The sequence below is a fragment of the Microtetraspora sp. AC03309 genome (assembly GCF_020826795.1).
GTDB classification, from domain to species: domain Bacteria; phylum Actinomycetota; class Actinomycetes; order Streptosporangiales; family Streptosporangiaceae; genus Microtetraspora; species Microtetraspora glauca.
In genome coordinates this window covers 12,974-33,160 of the sequence record NZ_JADDIL010000091.1, presented here as the reverse complement: position 1 = coordinate 33,160, position 20,187 = coordinate 12,974, and the positions used below count along the sequence as shown (strand labels likewise).

16 protein-coding genes and 1 pseudogene are annotated in these 20,187 nt (G+C 70.3%); 9 read left to right on the top strand and 8 right to left on the bottom strand.

What is annotated here, in order from left to right; all coding sequences use genetic code 11:
* From IMZ11_RS36840 to IMZ11_RS36825, 4 genes are all read left to right on the top strand, one after another.
* Positions 1 to 200 (top strand): hypothetical protein (locus IMZ11_RS36840; RefSeq protein WP_228647195.1); only part of this gene is annotated, 200 nt, incomplete at its 5' end.
* A gap of 390 nt (positions 201 to 590) precedes the next feature.
* On the top strand, positions 591 to 1,103 hold the full coding sequence (locus IMZ11_RS36835) for a DUF6461 domain-containing protein (RefSeq protein ID WP_228647193.1): 513 nt from the start codon (positions 591 to 593) through the stop codon (positions 1,101 to 1,103).
* A gap of 250 nt (positions 1,104 to 1,353) precedes the next feature.
* The gene (locus IMZ11_RS36830) at positions 1,354 to 1,908 is read left to right on the top strand and encodes a TetR/AcrR family transcriptional regulator (protein ID WP_228647191.1); all 555 of its coding nucleotides are present in this window, start codon (positions 1,354 to 1,356) and stop codon (positions 1,906 to 1,908) included.
* Between the two features lie 16 nt (positions 1,909 to 1,924).
* Positions 1,925 to 4,093: an MMPL family transporter gene (locus IMZ11_RS36825; RefSeq protein WP_228647189.1), complete on the top strand. Its 2,169-nt coding sequence runs from the start codon at positions 1,925 to 1,927 to the stop codon at positions 4,091 to 4,093.
* Between the two features lie 77 nt (positions 4,094 to 4,170).
* On the opposite strand, the gene IMZ11_RS36820 is transcribed toward IMZ11_RS36825, so the two are convergent.
* Entirely contained in the window at positions 4,171 to 5,040 is an 870-nt protein-coding gene (locus IMZ11_RS36820) for an LLM class F420-dependent oxidoreductase (protein WP_228647187.1), read from the bottom strand.
* A gap of 119 nt (positions 5,041 to 5,159) precedes the next feature.
* Positions 5,160 to 5,489 (bottom strand): annotated as a pseudogene (locus tag IMZ11_RS36815) (TCP-1/cpn60 chaperonin family protein); the annotation flags it as partial.
* Positions 5,490 to 5,587: 98 nt separating this feature from the next.
* Here IMZ11_RS36815 and IMZ11_RS36810 point away from each other — a divergent pair.
* From IMZ11_RS36810 to IMZ11_RS36800, 3 genes are all read left to right on the top strand, one after another.
* Entirely contained in the window at positions 5,588 to 6,007 is a 420-nt protein-coding gene (locus IMZ11_RS36810; protein WP_228647185.1) for a hypothetical protein, read from the top strand.
* Positions 6,008 to 6,009: 2 nt separating this feature from the next.
* Complete coding sequence (locus IMZ11_RS36805; protein ID WP_228647183.1) at positions 6,010 to 6,234, top strand: helix-turn-helix transcriptional regulator; 225 nt, start codon at positions 6,010 to 6,012, stop codon at positions 6,232 to 6,234.
* Positions 6,235 to 6,333: 99 nt separating this feature from the next.
* Positions 6,334 to 7,044 carry a DUF4386 domain-containing protein gene (locus IMZ11_RS36800; RefSeq protein WP_228647181.1) on the top strand — a complete coding sequence of 237 codons (711 nt, stop codon included), beginning with the start codon at positions 6,334 to 6,336 and terminating at the stop codon, positions 7,042 to 7,044.
* Between the two features lie 112 nt (positions 7,045 to 7,156).
* Here IMZ11_RS36800 and IMZ11_RS36795 read toward each other — a convergent pair whose 3' ends face one another.
* Together IMZ11_RS36795 and IMZ11_RS36790 are read right to left on the bottom strand one after the other, a co-directional pair.
* Positions 7,157 to 7,837, bottom strand: coding sequence for a carbonic anhydrase (locus tag IMZ11_RS36795; RefSeq protein ID WP_228647179.1), 681 nt, complete (start codon positions 7,835 to 7,837; stop codon positions 7,157 to 7,159).
* Positions 7,838 to 8,157: 320 nt separating this feature from the next.
* Positions 8,158 to 9,108: a YafY family protein gene (locus IMZ11_RS36790; RefSeq protein WP_228647177.1), complete on the bottom strand. Its 951-nt coding sequence runs from the start codon at positions 9,106 to 9,108 to the stop codon at positions 8,158 to 8,160.
* Positions 9,109 to 9,196: 88 nt separating this feature from the next.
* On the opposite strand from IMZ11_RS36790, the gene IMZ11_RS36785 reads away from it, so the two are divergent.
* The gene (locus IMZ11_RS36785; protein WP_228647175.1) at positions 9,197 to 9,619 is read left to right on the top strand and encodes a VOC family protein; all 423 of its coding nucleotides are present in this window, start codon (positions 9,197 to 9,199) and stop codon (positions 9,617 to 9,619) included.
* A gap of 27 nt (positions 9,620 to 9,646) precedes the next feature.
* Here IMZ11_RS36785 and IMZ11_RS36780 read toward each other — a convergent pair whose 3' ends face one another.
* The 4 genes from IMZ11_RS36780 to IMZ11_RS36765 form a co-directional block, all read right to left on the bottom strand.
* Entirely contained in the window at positions 9,647 to 12,535 is a 2,889-nt protein-coding gene (locus IMZ11_RS36780) for an AAA family ATPase (RefSeq protein ID WP_228647173.1), read from the bottom strand.
* A 501-nt stretch (positions 12,536 to 13,036) separates the two neighbouring features.
* Positions 13,037 to 13,165 (bottom strand): ALQxL family class IV lanthipeptide, encoded by a 129-nt coding sequence (locus IMZ11_RS36775; RefSeq protein WP_228647170.1) that lies wholly within the window; start codon positions 13,163 to 13,165, stop codon positions 13,037 to 13,039.
* Between the two features lie 118 nt (positions 13,166 to 13,283).
* Positions 13,284 to 15,050, bottom strand: coding sequence for an ABC transporter ATP-binding protein (locus tag IMZ11_RS36770; RefSeq protein WP_228647168.1), 1,767 nt, complete (start codon positions 15,048 to 15,050; stop codon positions 13,284 to 13,286).
* A complete protein-coding gene (locus IMZ11_RS36765) occupies positions 15,047 to 16,810 on the bottom strand; it encodes an ABC transporter ATP-binding protein (RefSeq protein WP_228647166.1) in 1,764 nt (587 codons plus the stop codon). The genes IMZ11_RS36770 and IMZ11_RS36765 overlap by 4 nt, the downstream gene beginning before the upstream one ends.
* A 333-nt stretch (positions 16,811 to 17,143) precedes the next feature.
* Between IMZ11_RS36765 and lanL the strand changes: the two genes are divergently transcribed.
* Entirely contained in the window at positions 17,144 to 19,921 is a 2,778-nt protein-coding gene (gene lanL, locus IMZ11_RS36760) for a class IV lanthionine synthetase LanL (RefSeq protein ID WP_228647165.1), read from the top strand.
* Positions 19,922 to 20,187: the final 266 nt, after the last annotated feature.

Sequence of the window (20,187 nt, the reverse complement as noted above, 5' to 3'; positions counted from 1 at the left end):
GCCCCCGCATCCTCACCGCGACCGCCCCCCTGACCTCGCACGGCGGCCACTGCGGCTTCCTGGGCGGCGAGGTCACCACCGACGACGACATTCGCGCCCGCATCGCGCACAACGCCTCGCTCGGCGCCGACGTCATTACGACGATGACCAGGAACCCGCGCCCGCTGAGGACACCTCCCGCGCCCGCGGCCCCTACCTGACGTTTACCCTCCCCAATGACTCTTTCGGAGGCCAGCCCCTCACCCCAGACGCATCCGAGCGGAAAGTCACGCCAACGTCTGCGGCGACGGCCCGTTAGCGCGGATTTTCGTTCCGATGCTCGTCAGCCCCCGGTCCCGGGCGGCTCCGCCGCGAAGTCGATCGCATAGCGGCGCCGTGGGCGCCCTCGACTCGGTGGCCTCAACCGGGACACTCGATCAGTGAGGAGGACGTGAACCCGTCAGGGGAGTTGGGCCGTCTCATGTGGGCCGTGCTCAGGACGTCGGCCCGCGAGGATGCCTCCGATGTCGCCGCTCAAGGTCGTACAGGCTTTTCGTCGGACTCGCATGCCAGGATCTCCATGATCTGTCCCTGGAGAGAGCGGGAGTCTCATGAGCGGCTACGACTGGCTCGATGACGATGCGTTCTGCGCGACCTTCGTCCGCGGCCTTACCCCGCACGAGGCGCTGGCCCGCCTTGGCATTGACGTATTCGACGGCGATGACGAGGAAGGCGAGATAGAGGAGGGCCTCATCTCTGCCCGGTCGGCCGAGGGCGGGACCATTCTGAGCGAGTGGAACGGCTTCGCCGGCACGCTGGACGAGGTGCTGCGGCCCTTGTCGGCTGGGACGGTCACGGCGAGTGTCTTCGTCAACGTGAACATGGTCGCGTCCTTCGACCATTACGTTGACGGCCGCAGGATCCTGTTCTTCGATCCGCTGTTTCCCGGCGACGAGGATGGCATCTCGGAGGACTACCTGGCCGACCGGGTCGAGCTCGGGCTGGTCGGCGACAAGTCGGGGGGTGGGCTTGCCGCTGCGCTGCTGCTGGCCGAGCGCATCACCGAGGTACGGCCGAACGCTTCGAGTGACATCGTGGCCGCCCACGGCATTCTCGAGTGCTGAGCCCCGCGACGCATTCTTGATCGTTTGATGTGATGATCCGGTAGAGCTCGCGCGCCATGTCGCGTTTCAGGCAGCGGATGATCTTTTTCTTGGACGGGCCGTCCGGCCGCGAAGCGAGTGGACTGACCTGCACTGACGCAATCGCGTTTACCTGGTGGCGGCAGTCCCGCCGACGCCCCGTCCTGTGGCAGTGGTCACAAACTGGCCGATCGGTCAGCATCTGACCGATCGGTCAGATAGCGTTGCCGCCATGGCGCGCAACAGCTCCGGCTTCCGCAGGGAGATCCTCGAGGTGGCGTCGCGGCTGTTCGCCGCGACCGGCTTCAAAGGCACGTCCCTGCAGGACATCGCCGGCGAGGTCGGCTGCTCCAAAGCGGCTCTGCTGTACCACTTCGACGGCAAGGACGCGATACTCACCGAGCTGCTGACCCCCGCGGCGGAGGCGCTCGCCGAACTCGACGTGCGGCTGGCCGGACTGGACGGCGACGCGGCCGTGGTCCCGGCCGTGGAGGGATTCGTCGACCTCGTGCTGCGGTTCCGACACGAGGCCAAGATCCTTTACGACAACATCCCCGAGATGCTCCGGCACCCGGCACTGGCCGACGTCCTGGACATATCGGAGCGGTTGGTCGACGCGCTCGCCGGCCGCTCCACCGATCCGGAGGCCCACGTGGCCGCGCTGATGGTGCTCGGGGCCGTGCCCATCGTCGGCACGAGTCCGGTCCGGCTGTCTGACGACGAGCTGCGCGCCGTCCTCATCCGCCGCGCGCTGCGCACCCTTGACCATGATCCCAACCACCCCTGAGAGGGACCCCTTTTCCATGGCCACACTGCTCTACCGGCTCGGCCGCGCATCCTTCCGCCATCGGCGGCTGGTGCTCGTCCTGTGGATCGCCGTACTGGCGGCCCTCGGCGCGTCGGCCGCGGCATTCAGCGGCCCGACGGCCAGCAACTTCACCATGCCGGGGACCGAGTCCCAGCGTGCCCTGGACGCCCTGGCCGAGCAGTTCCCGCAGGCCGCGGGAGCCACCGGCACGATCGTGGTCGCCGCCCCCGAAGGCCAGGCGCTCACCTCGGCGGACAACCGGGCCGCGATCCAAGCCCTCACCAAGGAGGCCGGCGCGCTGCCCGGCGTGGTCGCGGCCGTCGATCCCTTCCAGGCCGGCGCCGTCTCCAGGGACGGCCGTCACGCCCTGGTGCAGGTGCAGTTCGCCGAGACCAGCGACAAGGTGACCGACGCGCAGCGCACCGCGTACGAGAACAGCGGAAAGAGCGCGCGGGCGGCCGGGCTGCGGGTCGAGCACGGCGGCGAGGTGATGACGACAGAGCCGGAGGTCGGCGGGACCGAGGCCCTCGGCGTCGCCGTGGCGGCCATGGTACTCGTCATCACCTTCGGCTCGCTCGTGGCCGCCGGGATGACCCTGCTCAACGCGCTCATCGGCGTCGGCGCGGGCATGGCCGGACTCTACGCCCTGAGCAGCACCATCGAGCTGACCAGCACCGCCCCCGTCCTCGCCCTCATGCTCGGACTGGCCGTCGGCATCGACTATTCGCTCTTCATCACCTCACGCCACCGGCAGAACCTCCTCGACGGGCTCGATCCGGAGGACGCCGCCGCCAGGGCCGTGGGCACCGCCGGCTCGGCCGTCGTCTTCGCCGGCGCCACGGTGGTGATCGCCCTCGCGGGCCTGGCCGTGGTCGGCATCCCGTTCCTGACCGTGATGGGCCTCGCCGCCTCCGGCACCGTCGCCCTCGCCGTCCTCGTCGCCATCACCCTCCAGCCCGCCCTGCTCGGCTTCGCCGGACTGCGGATCCTGCCCCGCAAGCAGCGCGGGGCGGAGCCCGACCCCGCCGCGGCCCGCCCCGGTTTCGGGTTCCGCTGGGCGTACGTCGTCACGCGCTGGCGGGTGCCGTTCATCGTGGCCGGGGTGCTCGTCCTCGGCGGCCTGGCCGTGCCGGCCGCGCAGATGCGCCTGGCGTTGCCCGACGCCGGGACGGCGGCGGAGGACACCACGGCCCGGAAGGCGTACGACCTGACCAGTGAGGGCTTCGGGCCCGGCTTCAACGGCCGGCTGGCCGCCGTCGTCACCGGCGAGTCGGCGGAGGCCACGACGCGCGTGGCGCAGGAGGCCGCGGCGGCGATGCAGACCGTCAAGGGTGTCGTGGCGGTAACGCCGCCGCAGCTCAACGCCTCGGGCACGACCGCACTGCTGGGGGTCATCCCGGCCACCGGCCCGACCGACGAGGCCACCGAGACTCTCGTGCACGACATCCGCGCGAAGGTCAAGGACATCGGCGACGTCTCCCTGACCGGCCAGACCGCGGTCGGCATCGACGTCTCAGCCAAGCTCTCCGACGCGTTGCCCGTCTATCTGCTGCTCGTCGTCGGCCTGTCGGTGCTGCTGCTGATGCTGGTCTTCCGTTCCGTCCTGGTCCCGATCAAGGCCGCGCTCGGCTTCCTGCTCACCGTGGGTTCCACGTTCGGCATCACCGTCGCGGTCTTCCAGCGGGGCCTGCTGAGCGGCCTGCTGGGCGTCGACACACCGGGGCCGCTGGTCAGCTTCCTGCCCATCCTGCTGATCGGCATCCTGTTCGGCCTGGCCATGGACTACCAGGTCTTCCTGGTCTCCCGGATGCGCGAGGACTTCGTGCACGGCGACACGGCACGCCAGGCGACGATCTCCGGGATGGGGCACGGCGCCCGCGTCGTCACCGCCGCCGCGCTCATCATGATCTCGGTCTTCGGCGGGTTCGTGCTCATGGACGACGCGATCATCAAGTCGATGGGCTTCGCCCTGGCGCTCGGGGTGGCCGTCGACGCCTTCGTGGTCCGGATGACCATCGTGCCGGCCGTGATGTCGTTGCTGGACGACCGCGCCTGGTGGCTGCCCCGCTGGCTCTCACGGATCCTCCCCAATGTCGACATCGAGGGCGAGGGACTGCGCGAGCACCTCGACCGCGAGGTCCCGCAGGGCGCCGTGCGGGTCTGAACACCCCGGGGGACTCTCCTGGGGGTCGCCGCCCTCGGCGACGACCATGTTCCTCCGCCGCCCCGGGTCCGTCGCGGTCAGCCGATCGCGGCGACCCGGGGTGCGATGTCCTCGGCGACCTGTTCGACGAAGGCGACCGGGTGCCGGTCCGGCAACACCTGGATCTCGCCGACGCCCAGCTTCGCGTACGCCTCGACGTCGGCGAGGAACGCGTCGGCCGCGTCCAGCACCGGGCGGCTGAACATCACGGTCTTCTCGATGGTGTCGTAGTCGCGGCCCTCGCCGGCACAGTGCTCGCGCAGCACGTCGAGCTTGCGCGCCACCTCGTCCACGCTGGTCGCGAACAGGTTGCAGGCGTCCGCGTACCGTGCGACCAGCCGCAGGGTCTTCTTCTCGCCGCCGCCGCCCACCATGATCGGCGGTCGTCCGCTCGGCGGCGCCGGCACGCACAACGTCTCGTCGAGCCGGTAGTGCCGTCCCTCGTACGGGCCGTCGTCGTCACTCCACATCTGGAGACAGATCTGGAGCGTCTCCTCCAGTCGCTCGAACCGCTCGCTCATCGGGACGACGGGCACGCCGAGCCCGCGCTGCTCCCGCTCGTACCAGGACGCCCCGAGGCCGAGGCAGGCCCGGCCTCCGGACAGCACGTCCAGAGTGGTGACGATCTTCGCGAGCAGGCCGGGATGCCGGTACATCACACCGGTGACCATCAGGCCGAGCGTCATCCGCTCGGTCAGCGCCGCGACGTACCCGAGCGTGGTGTACCCCTCCAGCATCGGTTCGTCGGCGGTGGAGGTGCGTGTCCTCATCTGGAAGTAGTGGTCCATCACGGTGAAGGACGAGATCCCCGCCTGCTCGGCGATCCTCACCGTGTCCGCCAGCGTCGGCGCGATCAGCGTGGGATCGGCCGGTGTCGAGTAGTTCCAGTAGTGCAGGCCGAGTTTCAACTTCCACCTCGCATGGAGAGGGGCGGCCGGGCCGTAAGCGATCTCCACCGTAGCGCCGGTGAGCCGGGGAGGGGCGGTCCTCCCCGGCCCCGGGGTGCGAATGCCCCGGGTGACCCGATCTAGAAGTCCATGTCGCCGCCGGGCATGGCGGGAGCGGCCGGGGTCTTCTCGGGCTTCTCGGCGATGACGGCCTCGGTGGTGAGGAACAGGGCCGCGATGGAGGCGGCGTTCTGCAGCGCGGAGCGCGTCACCTTGGCCGGGTCGATGATGCCCGACTCGAACATGTTGACGTACTCGCCGGAGGCGGCGTTGAGGCCCTCACCCGAGGTGAGGTTGCGCACCTTCTCCACCACGACGCCGCCCTCAAGGCCGGCGTTGACGGCGATCTGCTTCAGCGGCTCCTCGAGAGCCTTGCGCACGATCGCGGCACGCACGGGCGCGACGTCTCCCCGGTCCGTCGTCGATGGCGGAGTCAAAAATACTAGACATCATGTCGGCGTTGCTTTACTTTCGAGATGTCAAGTTTTTTATACATGGGAGAGCGGGCATGTCATTCGGAGAGAAGCGCTCATGGATCTATGCCGTGTCCGCGCTCGTCGTGTCGGTGGTCTACTTCGCGACCGTCCTCGGGCAGGTTCCGGGGACGGACGTCACGAAAATCGCCTACATACGGCCGATGCTCACGGCCATCGGCGTCGCGGTGGTCCTGAACATCGTCGCGAGCGTCGTGGCCACGATCGCCTCGCCCAGGGACGCCGACAAGGAAGACGAGCGCGACAAGGAGATCAACCGGCTCGGGCAGCACGTAGGGTTCTACGTCGTCAGCGTCTGCGCGCTGGTTCCGCTCGGCCTCGCGATGGTGGAGGCCGAGCACTTCTGGATCGCCAATTCGCTCTACCTGGCGTTCGTCGTGTCCGCGTTCACCTCGTCGATCGTCAAGATCGTCGCGTACCGCCGAGGCTTCTGACCATGGCCAAGCCCACCAAAGTCACCAACTCGATCCGATCCCTGCGATTCGCCCATGGCGAGATGACGCAGGCGGAGCTGGCCGACCGCATCGGCGTGACCCGCCAGACCGTCATCGCCATCGAGCAGGGCCGCTACTCACCGTCGCTCGAGATGGCCTTCCAGATCGCCCGGGTGTTCACGGTGCCGCTCGACGACGTGTTCCAGTACCCCGACACCGAGGAGTAGTCGCCACATCACCACACCGGCACGCGGGGGACACCACCCTGCGGCCTCTGTTCGGCACGCCAGAAAACCCCAAAAACGCCCCAAAAACCGGGAGAAACCATGCGCGCGCCTCAGCATCTCGCCAGAACCGCTGGACTGTTCTACCTGATCGTCGCGATCTTGGGTGGCTTCGCCCACTTCTTCTCCCGCGGCGAGGTCTACCGCCCCGGGGACGCCACCGGTACGGCGCGGAACGTCGTGGCCCACGCGGACTTGGTCCGTGCGGGCTTCGTCGCCGACCTCGTGCAAGCCGCGTTCTTCCTTTTCACGGCCATGACACTGTACGTGCTCCTCAAGCACGTGAACAGGAACGCCGCACGCGCGATGGTGATCTTCGTGGCGGTCGCCGTCGCCATCATCTGCCTCAACATGGTTCACCAGCTCGCGGCGCTGCTCGTCGCCACCGACACCTCCTATGCCGGCGCCCTCGGCGCGCGCGGGTCAGACGCGCTCGTGCTGCTCATGCTCGACCTCCAGCACTACGGCTACCTCATCGCGCAGATCTTCTTCGCCCTGTGGCTCCTGCCGCTGGGGTATCTCGTCCACAGGTCCGGAATGTTCCCCCGCGTGCTGGGTGTCCTGCTCGTCATCGGATGCGTGGGCTACCTCCTGGACACGTTCACGTTGTTCCTGGCACCGGATCTCGGTGCGGCGCTGGACCCGTTCCTCGTCGCGCCGGCGGGAATCGCGGAGATCGCGATGCTTCTGTGGCTGCTCGTGAAGGGTGTCAGGATCCCCCGCCAGGACACATCCGTACTCGCGACGGCCTGAGAGCCCGCTGACGAAGGCTTACCGGAGATCATCGCCGCCACCTGCCGGCATGAGGCGCTGTTCGGGGTCGGTCAGGGATCGAACTGGTCGAAGCCCGGAGGCGGGGGTGGACTTACGGAGCGCTTCGACGCTCATCGACGGTGAGACGGGGCTCCCTCGACGATCCGGGAGTGACAGCGAGGCCGCGGCCGGCGAGCGTCCGCGCCCGGCCGTCGGCCAGGCGGTAGGACAGGGCCACCACGGCGACCTGGCCGGCGGAGACCCGCTCCGCCAGGACCCGGGACCGATCCAACAGCAGGTCCATCGTGTGCCGTGTGTGCTCCTCCACGATCTCGCCGGGCTGGGCGAGCCCGGCGGCGCGGGCCGCCAGCACGCTGGGCGTCACCCGTTCGACGACGTCGCGTACGTAACCGGCCGGGGTCGAGCCCTGTTCGAGCACGGTACACGTGGCCGCGACGGCACCGCAGGAGTCGTGGCCGAGAACCACGACCAGGCGGCAGTCCAGCGCGCTCACGCCGTACTCGATGCTGCCCAGTACCTCCGGGCCCATGACGTGGCCGGCCGTGCGTACGACGAACATGTCGCCGAGACCACGATCGAAGATGATCTCGGCGGCCAGCCGGGAGTCTGAGCACCCGAAGAGCACGGCGAACGGGTGCTGGACTGGTGCGATCTCAGTGCGGCGCATGGCGTTCTGGTTCGGATGCTGAGGGGTGCCGGAGACGAACCGTTGGTTGCCTGCCAGCAGCACCTCGAACGCTTCGCGGGGAGTAAGTGCCCAAGCGTCAGTCATGATCGCAGATTACGATCTCCATCCTGGGCGATCTCAGGGGCCGAATGGCCGGGATACCGGAGCCAAGGTCCCTCTGTGGAGTGACCTGTGTAGGGGTGAACGCAGGAGGAACGCCTCTTGTGTTCGTCCGGAAATCGGCGTGGCCCGAACCCTGGCATCGGACAGAAGCGAATAGGCACAGCTCGGCGGCGTGCCGACGGCGGTCAGGCGCGACGTCCGCCTGCCGCCGGCGGCCGCCAGGGTCGCCCGTCCCCGGAACCGTGTACGGCTCGTCCGGCCGGAGGTCCCGGCCGGACCGAGAACCCCTCGTGTGCTCCGTTTCAGCGCTCGCCGGTGTAGCGACCGGCGAGTTCGGCGCCGATGCGGGCGAGTTCGTTCCGGACCGAGCGTGGTTCGATGACCTCGATCATCGTGCCCCAGCCGGCGAGGTGGCGGGCGATGTCCAGGGGAGTCGGGGCGGCGAGGCGGACCCGGGCGCGCCCCTGGTCGGGTTCGCCGTCGGTGTGGCAGTGCCGTCCGAACTGGTCGCGCAGGACCGGCACGAACCGCTCCTCGACGAGTACGGTCGCCCAGGTGCGGGAGCGCTGCCCCTCGATCTCCTCGACGATCTCCCGCCAGGCGGTGGCGAGAGTGAAGTCGTCAGGGCGTTCGGCGGGCTGGTCGGTCGGCTCGGCCTGGACGATCCGGTCGACGCGGAAGGTACGCCGTCCCCGGTCGGTTCCGGCGAGGAGGTACCAGATGTCGTCCTTGTCGATCAGGCCCCACGGGTCGACCAGCCGTTCTGTCCGTTCCCGGGTACGACCGGCGTAGGTCAGGCGGACCTTGCGTCGGTGGATCACGGCGGTCTGCAGCAGGTCGACCGTCGCGGGCCGGGGGCGGTCGCGTTCGCCCCAGCGGGTGGGGTCGATCATCGTGGCGTCGGCGGCGGCCTCGGCGTCGGCCCGGAAGGTCTGAGGCAGGGCTCGTACGAGCTTGCGGAGCGCCGCCTTGGCCTCGGAGGAGACGGCCGTGGCGGGGCCGACGAGCAGGAACAGTGCCTGTGCCTCGGTCGCCGTCAGCCCGCTGAGGTCGGTGCGGGCACCGCCGACGAGGGACCAGCCGCCGCCGCGTCCGGGCTGCGGATAAACCGGGACGCCCGCCGCCGACAGCGCCTCCAGATCCCGGCGGGCGGTGGCGACGGACACCTCGAGCTCGGCGGCCAGTTCGGCGGCGGTCACCCGGCCACGGGCCTGCATCAGCAGCAGGACGGCTACGAGACGGTCAGCGCGCATGGTCCCAGATTCTCCAACAAAGTGCTCAGAAGATGAGCACTTCAGATCGGAGGATGGGTGGTGTCACCAACTGAGGAAGGAACCCCCGATGCTGCGAGGCCTCACCACTGTCAGCTTCTTCGCCGACGACGTCACCGCCGCCGCCCGCTGGTACGGCGAAGTGCTCGGCGTCGAGCCGTACTTCACGCGCCCGATCGAGGGGACGCCGGCCTACGTCGAGTTCCGCGTCGGCGACTACCAGCACGAGCTCGGCATCATCGACAGCCGCTTCGCCCCCCACCCCCGCCCGGGTACGGCCGGCGGCGCGGTGACGTACTGGCACGTGGACGACGTCGAGACCGCCTTCGAGCGGCTGCTGTCCTTGGGCGCCACGGCACACGAGAAGCCGATCGAGCGCGGTCCCGGCTTCGTCACCGCCTCCGTGGTCGACCCCTTCGGCAACGTCCTCGGTGTCATGTACAACCAGCACTACCTCGACGTCCTGTGCTCGACACCCCGTCCGGTCGCTTGAATCTGGGCGACGTCGGCGCCGCCTTGCTCACGCGTGAGTGGGCAGCGCGTCGCGGAGCTGGTGACGTCGCCGGATCCCCAGCTTCTGGTACGCGTTCGAGAGGTGGACCTCCACGGTCTTGACCGTGATGTAGAGGCGTTGGGCGATCTGACTGTTCGTCAGCCCGTCGGCGGCCAGACCGACGACCCTCGCCTCGCTGGGGGTGAGCGATTCCGGGCCGGTGAGATAGGAACGCCTGGGACGGGCTCCGGTGGCGGCGAGCTCGCTCCGCGCGGACTTCGCGAGAGGGGCGGCGTGGCAGCGCTGGGCGATTTCCATGCCCTCGTAGAGGAGGGCCCGAGCCACCGGGAGGTGGCCGTTGCGTCGCTCGCACGCCCCGAGATCCACCAGGGCGTACGCCAGCTCGAGGCGGGCGGGAGACCGGCGTAGGACCTCGACGCTGCGTTCCAGCAGCTTCGGCATGGTGGACGGGGGGCCGACCAGCCCGGCCACTCGCAGCGCCCGGCCGACCGTGTCCGGCGCCCCCCAGCGTTCGGCGAGTTCGATCTCCTCTTCCGCGTACGCGCGTGCCCTGTCCGGCTCGCCCAGCGCGTGCAGGCACAGGGCGGCCTGCGAACGCCATGCCACGATCGCGGGATTTATCCCGTTATGTCCTGCGAACCTGCTACCGGCGGCCAGCGCGGCGTCCAGGGCCCGGTCATGGAAACCCCCGGTGGCCAGGATCCGGGCCCGGGCGTGCAGACAGGTGTAGAAGATTCCGTTCTGCGGCAGCTGCGCGGGAAGGTCGGCCTCCTGCAGCATCTCCGAGGCCTCACCGATCCGCCCCTGCTCGACGAGGACCTCGGCGAGGAGTCCCTGCGCCATCGTGAGCACGGTGCCTACCGGAGAGATCCGGCGTGTCTGGATCACCTCGCGAAGGTCGTTCTCGGCTTCGGCCAGCTCTCCCTTCCGCAGCCAGCCCATGGCCCGGCACGTCAGCGACGTCCCGAGGGCGATGCTCGACCCCTGCCTGCGAACCTCCGCGATCAGGAGACCGTAGGCGTCGATGCCCCTGTCGGGGTCGCCGACCATCAGGGTGAAGTGACCGAGCAGGCCGGCGGTGGCCCCTTTGGCCGCCGCTTCCAGCATCTGTGGATGCCTCAGCGCGGCCTGGGCGCGGGCGACTCCACGGGGATCCCCGGCGTAGCATTCGTTGCCCGCGATCATGCACTCAAGGAGCGCCGCGTTCAGCGTGTCCGAACGAGGAAGCCGGACCAACTCCGGGACGCGCCGCAACACGCTCTCGACGCCGACGGCGGCCAGTGGGGCGTCCAGCAACGCCGCTTCGAGCCCTCGCCGCAGGTCGTCCGCGTCGTCGGGGAGGCGCGTGATGGCCTCGACCATCTGGGCGATCATCGTGGTGCTCCGGCCCACCAACGATTTGGTGAGCCCGCTGAGACACAGCAGTTCTCCTGTCTCGACCGGATCGTGGGTCAGCCGTAGGGCGACGTCCAGATGACCGAGTGCCGCCTCGCCGTCCACGAGGAGGGCGGCCGTGATGGCCTCCCTGAGCAGGTCCAGCCTCTCCCGCTGCCCCATGCTCCCCGTGAGCGCGTGCGCCAGGTAAACGTGCGCCGACTCGGGTGTCCCCCGTTCCAGCGCCTGCTTGGCCGCCTGCCTCAGCACCGCCACATGCTCGGGTTCCGGACTCGGAAGCGCCAGAAGATGACCGGCGGCCTCGTCCAGCCGGCGGCCTTCGCGCGTCAGCAGGGCCGCCGCGGCCAGATGGCACCGGACGCGGTCGGCGGGATCCAGCCGCTCATAGACGGCCGAGCGGACCACGGGGTGCACGAACCCGACGGACGCGTCCTCGCTCTCTGTGCTGAGAATGTGCGCGTCCTCCAGTTCGTGCACCGCCGACTGTACGGTCGCGTAATCGAGCCCGGTGAGAGCGGCGATGTGGCCGACGTCGGCGTGACGGCCGAGGACGGTCACCATCTCGGCCGTCCGCCGGGCCGCCGGAGACAGCCGCCCCAACTCGACGGAGACGTGCCTGCCGACCGCCCTGGTGCCGATCTCACTGATCCGGGCGTCGTCCATCCCCGCCGGGCCGGCGCGTCGTACGCCGAGCGCTCGCACGGTCTCCACCAGAAGCAGTGGGTTTCCTCCGGTGGCTGCGTGATAGGCCGACACCACCTCAGGACCAGGAGTCTCTCCGAAGATCTCCCCCAGCACGATGCCGACGGCAGCCTCGCTCAACGGCCGCGGCTGCAACATCCGGCATTCGGGATAGGTGAGAACGACGTCGAGCAGGGCTTCGGCGGCAGCGGGATCCGACGGCCGTGTCGCCGCCACCACCATGAGCCTGACGTCCCGTAGCCGTCGCTGCAGGTACGCCAGGAAGCGGAGCGAGGCGTCGTCCGCCCAGTGCAGATCGTCCACCGTGAGCAGCACCGGACTCCGCCGGCAGATGTTCACGGTGAGCCAGAAGAGGCCATGGAAGAGGTTCATCTCGCTACTGCGAGCACCTTCGCCCGCGGTGACGCCGAAAGCGAGTCCGAAGAGGTGTCGAACCTCCGCGGTCGCACCCGACAACAGCTGCTCGCGCTCGGCGTCGTCGGCCCTCATGAGCACGCCCTCGAACAACTGGCGTACCAGCCCGAACGCGTACTCGCGCTCGAAGGGGGAGCCGTTGGCCGCGAGAACGCGAAGGCCGCCCTCGGAGGCCATCCGCCTGGCTCCGCCGAGCAGCCGTGTCTTTCCGATGCCCGAGGGTCCGATCACGACGAAGAAGGAGCCGATCCCCGCTCCGGCTCCCTCGACGCCGATGGAAAGCGCGGATATTTCGGATTCGCGCTCAAGGAACCGGTCTGTCGGCACGTCGCTCACGCCCACGCCCATCCGGTCACCGGCGGGAGAGGAGCCTCGGGTCGGCACGTCGTGTCGTGGTGGTCGGCGCGTGCCCGGTGGGGAGCTGTGCCCTCGCCACGCCGGGCGCGTCGATCCGACAGACCGGCACCCGCATGAACAATCGTGCCGTCGAAAGTGGTCGTCACCCTAGCCCTCGCTTCGATCAAGGAAGATTCGATCATGAGCGCTTGCTGATCACTTACAGGTGACTTACAAGGGCTCCCGCGCACGCGATGCGGCGAGGGCGACGGTGCGCGCCGTCCGTTCGATCGCGTCACGCGGGCGGCCCGGCGACGGCTCGGGGGCCCGCTTCGGGGCAGGGCCCGTGCACAGGAAAGCCGGTCGATTCCCGGGAAGGAAAAGGCCCGGGTGTTCAGCCCGGGCGGGGTGGCGACGCGGCTGATCGGCGGCTACGGCGTGGCCGGCTCACCGCCCCTGACCTGTACGGCCGGGGACGGCGGGCCGAATCCACTGTCACATCGAGGTGATCGAGGGCGGAGACGCCTGCGATCTCACCCCGAGCGCCTACTAGACGTTCCCGGTGCCATCGGTACGACGGCACGTACCGTACTTCTCGCAGGTCGTATCGCAGACCGCCCTGCTGTGTCCGGCCGTCGTCTCCGGCAGGACCTGCAGCGCGTTGATGTCGATGGTCATATTCGTTCACCTCCTCTCCCTGAGTGGGGTCGTCCCGGCACGGCATGTGCCGGGAGGCTTTCGCGCGGCCCGCGGGATCGAGCCGGTGATCGCCGGCAGGCCGCCCGGCGCGTGATGCTCATACGCGGCCCGGTTGTGGGGCGCCTCGGGGCTCCTCCTCCCAGTGACCGACCAGATCGGCGTAGAGGCCGGAGGTCCGCAACAGGCGATCGTGTGTGCCCACGCGCACGCCGTACCCGTCGAGCAGGACGACGCGGTCGGCCCGGCGGGCGGAGCTGATGCGGTGCGCGACGACAACGAGGGTTCCCCCGCGGTCGGCGAACGCCCGCTCCGCGCGGGCCTCCGCCGCCGGGTCGAGGCCGGAGGTGGCCTCGTCGAGGATGACGACCCTGGCCGGCGACAGGTGGACACGGGTGAGGGCGATGAGCTGCTTCTCCCCCGTGGAGAGGTCGGGGCCTCCGGCACCCACTCGTGCGTCGAGCCCCCCGAGGCGCTCGACGACGTGTTCCAGGCCCACGGCCCCGGCGGCCCGGCCCACGTCGTGGTCGGTCACGTGCGGGGCGAGGTAGGTCAGGTTGTCGCGCAGGGTTCCCGCGAAGACGTACGCCTCCTGCGGGATGAGGGCCGGCGCGTGGTGCGGGTCGCCCGCGCGGACCCGCCGGACGTCGGCACCGCCCAGCGTGATCGTCCCGCGCTGTGGGGTCATCAGGCCGGTGAGGAGGTTCGCGAGGGTCGACTTCCCGATCCCGCTGGGCCCGGCGACGACGATGTGCTCCCCTTCGGGGACGACGAGGTCAAGGCCCTGGAAGATCGGCGCCGCGTGGGGGCCGTACGCGAACGTGAGGTCGCGGATGTTCAGGTCGTATCGGGTCGGCAGGGACATGGCCTCATCGGCAGGAGGGCCGGGCTCGGCGAATCCTTCCCCGAGCCGGTCGAGGTTGACCACCAGTTCGACACCCCAGCTCCCCATCGTGCCGACCAGGCCGCGCAGGGCCGGCTCCAGGCGGACCAGCAGATAGGTGGCCGCGCCGACCACCTCGGAGACGGTGAGGTGATGCTCGCGCAGGAGCCAGGGAGCCGCGGCCAGAAGGACGACCACGGGAAGCTGCCCCCCGAGGAAGACGAGCAGGCTTCGCACGGCGGTGCTCCAGGCCAGCGCGCGGGTGAGCGCCGCCTCGGCCCGGACCGCCTGACCCACCTCCTGGACCGCCCGCTCCTCCGCGGCGCAGGCGATCGCGTCGCGGAGGCCGCGGAAAGCGTCCCCCGCCCGCCGAGCGACCTCCTCTCGGGCGATGAGCGCCGCCTTCTGCCGGGCGACCAGGCGTGGCAGTAGCAGCGCGAACAGGGCCAGGGAGACGCCGATCAGCGCGCCGCTGACCAGCGCGGCCACGGGGGCGATCAGCGCGAGCCCAACGAGCGCCGCCACGGAGGAGAAGACGAGCTGCCGCGCCGCACGCAGCAGGGCGAACAGGATGTTCCGTACGGTCTGCACCTGCCCGGTGAGCTGGGCGACGCGGGCGGTGTCCGGCCTCGTGGTCGAGCGGGCCGACGCTTCGACGGCGCCCTTGACCACAGCGGTGACGAACGCGTCGCGTACCGGCTCGACGACCGCCGCGAGCCAGGGGAACATCCGATTGGTGGCGACCGCCCCCGCCGCCGTCGTCGTCAGCAGGAGGGTGAGGATCGCGATCCCGCCCGTGACGTCACGGGCGAGGAAGCGCTCCAGAGCGGCGGACACCGCGAGCCCGGACAGCAACGACGGCACCGACTCGGCGAGCGACCAGAGCAGGATGCGTACCAGGGCTCCCCGGCGTTGCCGCAGCTCGTGGAGCAACAGGACATGGGCGGGGCGGCTCAGGCGGGGGGCCGCCGCCGTGCCACTCATACGCACTCCTCGTCCGGTCGTGACACGGCGGCGAACACCGCCCGGTAGTCCGGCTCGCTCGCCCACAGGCGCGCGTGGGGGCCGACCGCCCGGATCCGGCCGCCGTCCAGCCAGGCGACCAGGTCGGCGCGGGCGGCGGTGGCCGCCCGGTGGGCGACCACGAGCCGGGTACGGCCGGCCAGTCCATCGGTGAGAGCCCGGGTGACCTGGGCCTCGGTGACCGTGTCGAGACTCGATGTGGCGTCGTCGAGCACGAGGACCCTCCCTCCGTGCGCCACCGCGCGGGCCAGGCCGAGACGCTGCAGTTCTCCGCCCGACAGGTGCGTGGCCGCGAGCGGGGTGTCGACACCGTCCGGCAGCAGACGGACGAAACCCTCGGCCCTGGCGATTGTGATCGCCTTCTCGATCTCCTCGTCGCTCGCGTCCACCCGCCCGTAGGCCAGGGCGTCGCGGACGGTCCGCCCGAGAAGCACGGGACGGTCGAACGCGTAGGCGACCTCGCGGCGCAGGGCCGGCCCCTCGATCGCGTCGACACGGACGCCGTCGAGGAGGACCTCACCGTCATCGGGATCGACGAGTCGGCCCGCGAGCATGGCGAGCGTCGTCTTGCCCGCCCCGGACCGCCCCACCAGGGCGACCCCCGTACCGGCCGGGATGTCGAGGTCGACCGCGTCCAGCACGACCCGGTCGCCGAACCGCACGGAGACCTGCCGGAAGGACAGCGCTCCCGGTCCCGGTGGAAGGCCTCCGGCCCCCGCGGCCCCGATGTGCCGTGGCCGCGGTCGAGGCCGTTCGGCCAGTACGTCGAAGACCCGGTCGGCGTTCGCGCGGGCGTCGGCCAGATACACCAGGGTGTCGACCCCGTCGAGAAAACCGAGGGCGTAGGACAGGTAGAGGCCGACTTCGAGGAACTCACCGGGTGAGACGCGCCCGGCCGCCACTCCGAGGCCGGCCACGATGAGCACGACGACCCGGAGCCCGGCCAACGCCAGATCAACCTGCCAGGAGGTCCTGCGCTGGGCTTCCCACGTTGCCACCCCCGCCCGGGTGAGTTCGGGCAGCGGCGCGAGGACGCGGCGGATCTCCCGCTCGGCGGTGCCCGAGGCCCGGATAGTCCTGCTGCCGGATAGCGCGTCGGTGAGGCGTGCCGCTATGTCCGCCTGACGTTCGAGGTACTCGCCGTAACTCGTGGTGACCCGCCGCATGAGCAGCCGAAGCAGAAGCAGGACGGGGGCCACCATGCAGGCGAAGGCCGCCCCGAGTCGCCAGTCGACCAGCCAGAGGCCGGCCAGCCCGCCGAGGGAGGTCACGGCGGCCACCGCGGCGTCGACCCGTGCGGCGACCAGCGAGCCGGCGGCCGCGGCGTCCCCGGTCAAGCGAGCCACCAGGTCTCCGGTGAGGAGGTGACGCGTGCCGGGAACTCCCAGCGTGAAGACATGCCGGGTCATCCGCTGCCGCAGGGCGGTGGTGACACGGGTGGTCACCACGAGCTGGGCCAGCACGCCGGCGACCTCGGTCAGCAACCGGACCACCAGCAGAGCCAGCACGGCGAGGGCGAGCCCGTAGGAGCGGTGAACGGTGGCCACCTGGTCGACGACGTGCGCGATGGCGGCCGGAAGCGACAGCCGGACCCCCGCGGCGGTGACCGTCGCCACCGAGACGGCCGCCGTGTGGGCCGGCGCCAGGCGCGCGAGCGCCGGGCGGTGATCGGCCGCCTGCGTCGGCATGGCCGGGCGGGGATCGGCAGTATGCGTCGGCATCGTTCACCCCCAAACCGTCGTCTTCTCCGCGACCCGGGCGGCGCCGTACCGCCCCGCGCTCCTCGATTCGGACCCATGGTCGCGTCGCCGGCGGGGATTCTCCTCAGGGGGTCACCCGTACCCGCCCCCCGACGATTTGCCGTTCGCGTCGGCGATTTCCGGCCGCGAACGCGGAACACCGCTCGCGTGGACACACGAAACCTTGGGGGCCGAGGTCAGGGGATGCCCTGAGGCGACCCGGCTCGGTGACGACGACCCTGGGGCAGTCAGGCGGCACCCGGAGCACCAGGTCGCGCACGGGAAGCACAGGAAGTCGGGAGCGGAGAGCAGATCATGGACATCGAGGTCAGGGGCCCGGATGAGTCGTCCGACGCTTGGCGTGACAGCGATGAGACCCTTCTGGTGGACTGCGCACGGGCCGTGCTGAACCGCCGAGAAGCACGCGACTGGCAGGTCGAGCTCGCAGATTTCTGGTGCTACGTGCAGCCGCCCGGCGGACGTTCCCAGGTGCAAGGGTGGAAGCTCCACGTCTCGGCGACGCCGCTGTCGGCGCCGCTGGTGCTGGCCAGATGCGCCGATGTCCTGGTGCGCCACAACACGCCGTTCAAGTTCGCCCGAAGCCTCGACAAGGTCCATCGACTCGTGTCGGACCTCTGCGACCGGGGTGCCGGCGGCAAGTTCATCACGGTCTATCCGAACGATGACGACGACCGGCTGCGGGCTCTGGCCGAGGACCTGCATCGGGCGACCGAGGGGCTGCCGGGGCCGGGCATCCTGTCCGACCGGCCCTATCGCCCGGGAAGCCTGGTGCACTACCGGTTCGGGGTGTTCGGCGGCGTACGGATGCTGGGCAACGACGGAAGCTACGAGGCGATGCTCGTCGCGCCCGACGGTAGCCTGCGGCTGGATCGGCGGGACGCCTGGTTCTCCCCGCCCTCGTGGGCGCCGCGGGACCCGTTCACCAGGGAACGGCCGAGCCCGCAGCCCGAAGCGAACGGCACCGGCCCGCGACAGGTTCTCCTCAACGGCAGGTACGTGGTGCGAGAGGTCATCCGCCATGCCTTCGGCGGCGGGGTCTACCGGGCCACCGACGAACACACGGGGGGCACGGTCGTCATCAAGCAGGCCCGCCCGCACACGGCGGCCGACGTGACCGGGAAGGACATCCGCGACGCCCGCCGCCATGAGGCGCAGGCGCTGGAGCTGTTCGAGACCTCCGGAGCGACGACACGTCTGGTGGAACTGTTCGAACAGCAGGGTGATCTGTTCCTGGTCCAGGAGGCGGTACAGGGCGTCACGCTACGCCAGTGGGTGGCCGAGAACATCGAGCCGGACGACGGCGAGGGATGGGGTCTCTCGCCGGACACCGCCGAGCGGATCGCTCGCGGCCTGGTCGAGCTGATGGAGTCGGTGCATGCGAAGGGGCTGGTGCATCGCGACTTCAACCCCAACAACATCATGGTCACCGAGGACGGCGACCTGCGCCTGATCGACCTCGAGACGCTCGCCGGGACAGGGGAGCGGGTCACCCAGGCGTACACGCCCGGGTACGCGGCGCCGGAGCAGGTCGACGGACCGCGGATCTGCACACCCCAGCTCGCGACCGACCTCTACAGCCTGGGCGCCACCCTCTTCTATCTCGTGAGCGGGGTCGATCCGCTGCTCGCCCCCGACGAGCCGCAGACGCGGACGTACCTGGAGCGGATCGACATCTGGCTGCGCCGCTTCGCCGCCGGTAACGCGGCCGCGCGGCGGATGGCCGGGATCATCGTCCCGCTGCTGCACCCGGACCCGGCGCGACGCCCGTCCCTGGACTCCGTACGTGCGTTCCTCGCCGGGCCCGAGCGACCACACGCCGACGACCGCGACGACGCGCCGCCCGGGCAACCGGTGGACGTCGATCAGATGATCGTCCACGCGACCGAGCATCTGCTCCTCACCATGGAGCCGGACAACCCCAGCAGGCTCTGGAAGTCGCCCGGGTTCGGCGAGACCTGCGATCCGTTGAACGTCCAGTACGGCGCCGCCGGGGTCCTGGGTGTTCTCACCCGCGTCTACGAGACCCGGCCGGACCCGGCACTGAGGGAGGCGGTGGCGACGGTGGCGAGCTGGATCGCCCGACATGTGACGCGCGAGCCGCGGTCCTTGCCGGGACTGCACTTCGGCCGTTCGGGCACCGCCTGGGCGCTGCTGGAGGCCGGGCGGGCGCTGGGCGACGAGGACGTCGTCCACCTCGCCGCCGATCTCGCCCTGCGCGTCCCGGTCGAGTGGCCGAACCCGGACGTCTGCCACGGTGCGGCCGGGGCCGGGTTCACCCAGCTCCGATTCTGGGAGGTCACGAAAGAGGACGAATTCCTGAACCGGGCGCGACAGGCCGCGCGGGCGCTGACCGCCGCGGCCGAGAACCGGAACGGGCTCACCGTGTGGCCGATCGCGCGGGACTTCGCCTCCGTGCTCGCCGGCGTCACCCACTACGGCTTCGCGCACGGCGTCGCGGGAGTAGGAGCGTTCCTGCTGGCCACGGCACGGGCCACCGGCGACGCCGGCTGCCTCGACCTGGCCGTCCGCGCGGCCGACACCCTCCTGTCGGTCGCCGAAGTGAAAGGCGGAGCCGCCTACTGGCCGAGCGGAGAGGGGGATGACGGCCCGCTGATGACCCACTGGTGCAGCGGCTCCTCCGGGGTGGGCACGTTCCTGGTGCGCCTGTGGCGGCAGACCGGCGACGACCGGCTCCGTGCGGCCGCCTCGCGGGCGGCCGTCGCGGTCCACCGCTCTCGCTGGCATGCCGGGATCTCCCAGTGCCACGGGCTGGCCGGCGACGGCGAATTCCTGATCGACCTCGCCGACGCGTGCCAGGACGAGCGGTACCGCGACTGGGCCGAGGACCTGGCCGTCAACATCCACCTGCGCACCGCTCTCCGGGACGGTCGCCTGGTGCCTCCTGACGAGACCGGGGAGCTGGATCTGGCCGGCTTCAACACAGGCCTGGCCGGGGTCCTGGCCTTCCTCGTACGGCTGCGGCACGGCGGCTCCCGCCTCTGGCTCCCGGAATCGCCGGCGAACCTCCTCCCGGAAGCCCGGCCGGGTACTGGAGCAACACGACGCCTATGACGATCACTTTTCGACGTCACGCGGTCGGAGGACCGACCGTCGAGGGGCCGGCCGCGTTCGTGAGCCAAGAGGATCGATAGGAGGTCGGACCGGATACCTCGTCGGCTTCCTGCCTCCCTCACTTTGCCGAGGTGGCGTCAGGTTCATGTACCGGACAAGGGACCTTGTCCGGTACATGGCTGCGGCCCGCACCGTCAGCGCCGTTTGCTGCGGGGGCCCCGATACCGGTCGTGCCGCCCCCGGATCCGGGCGCCCCCTTGTCGCGT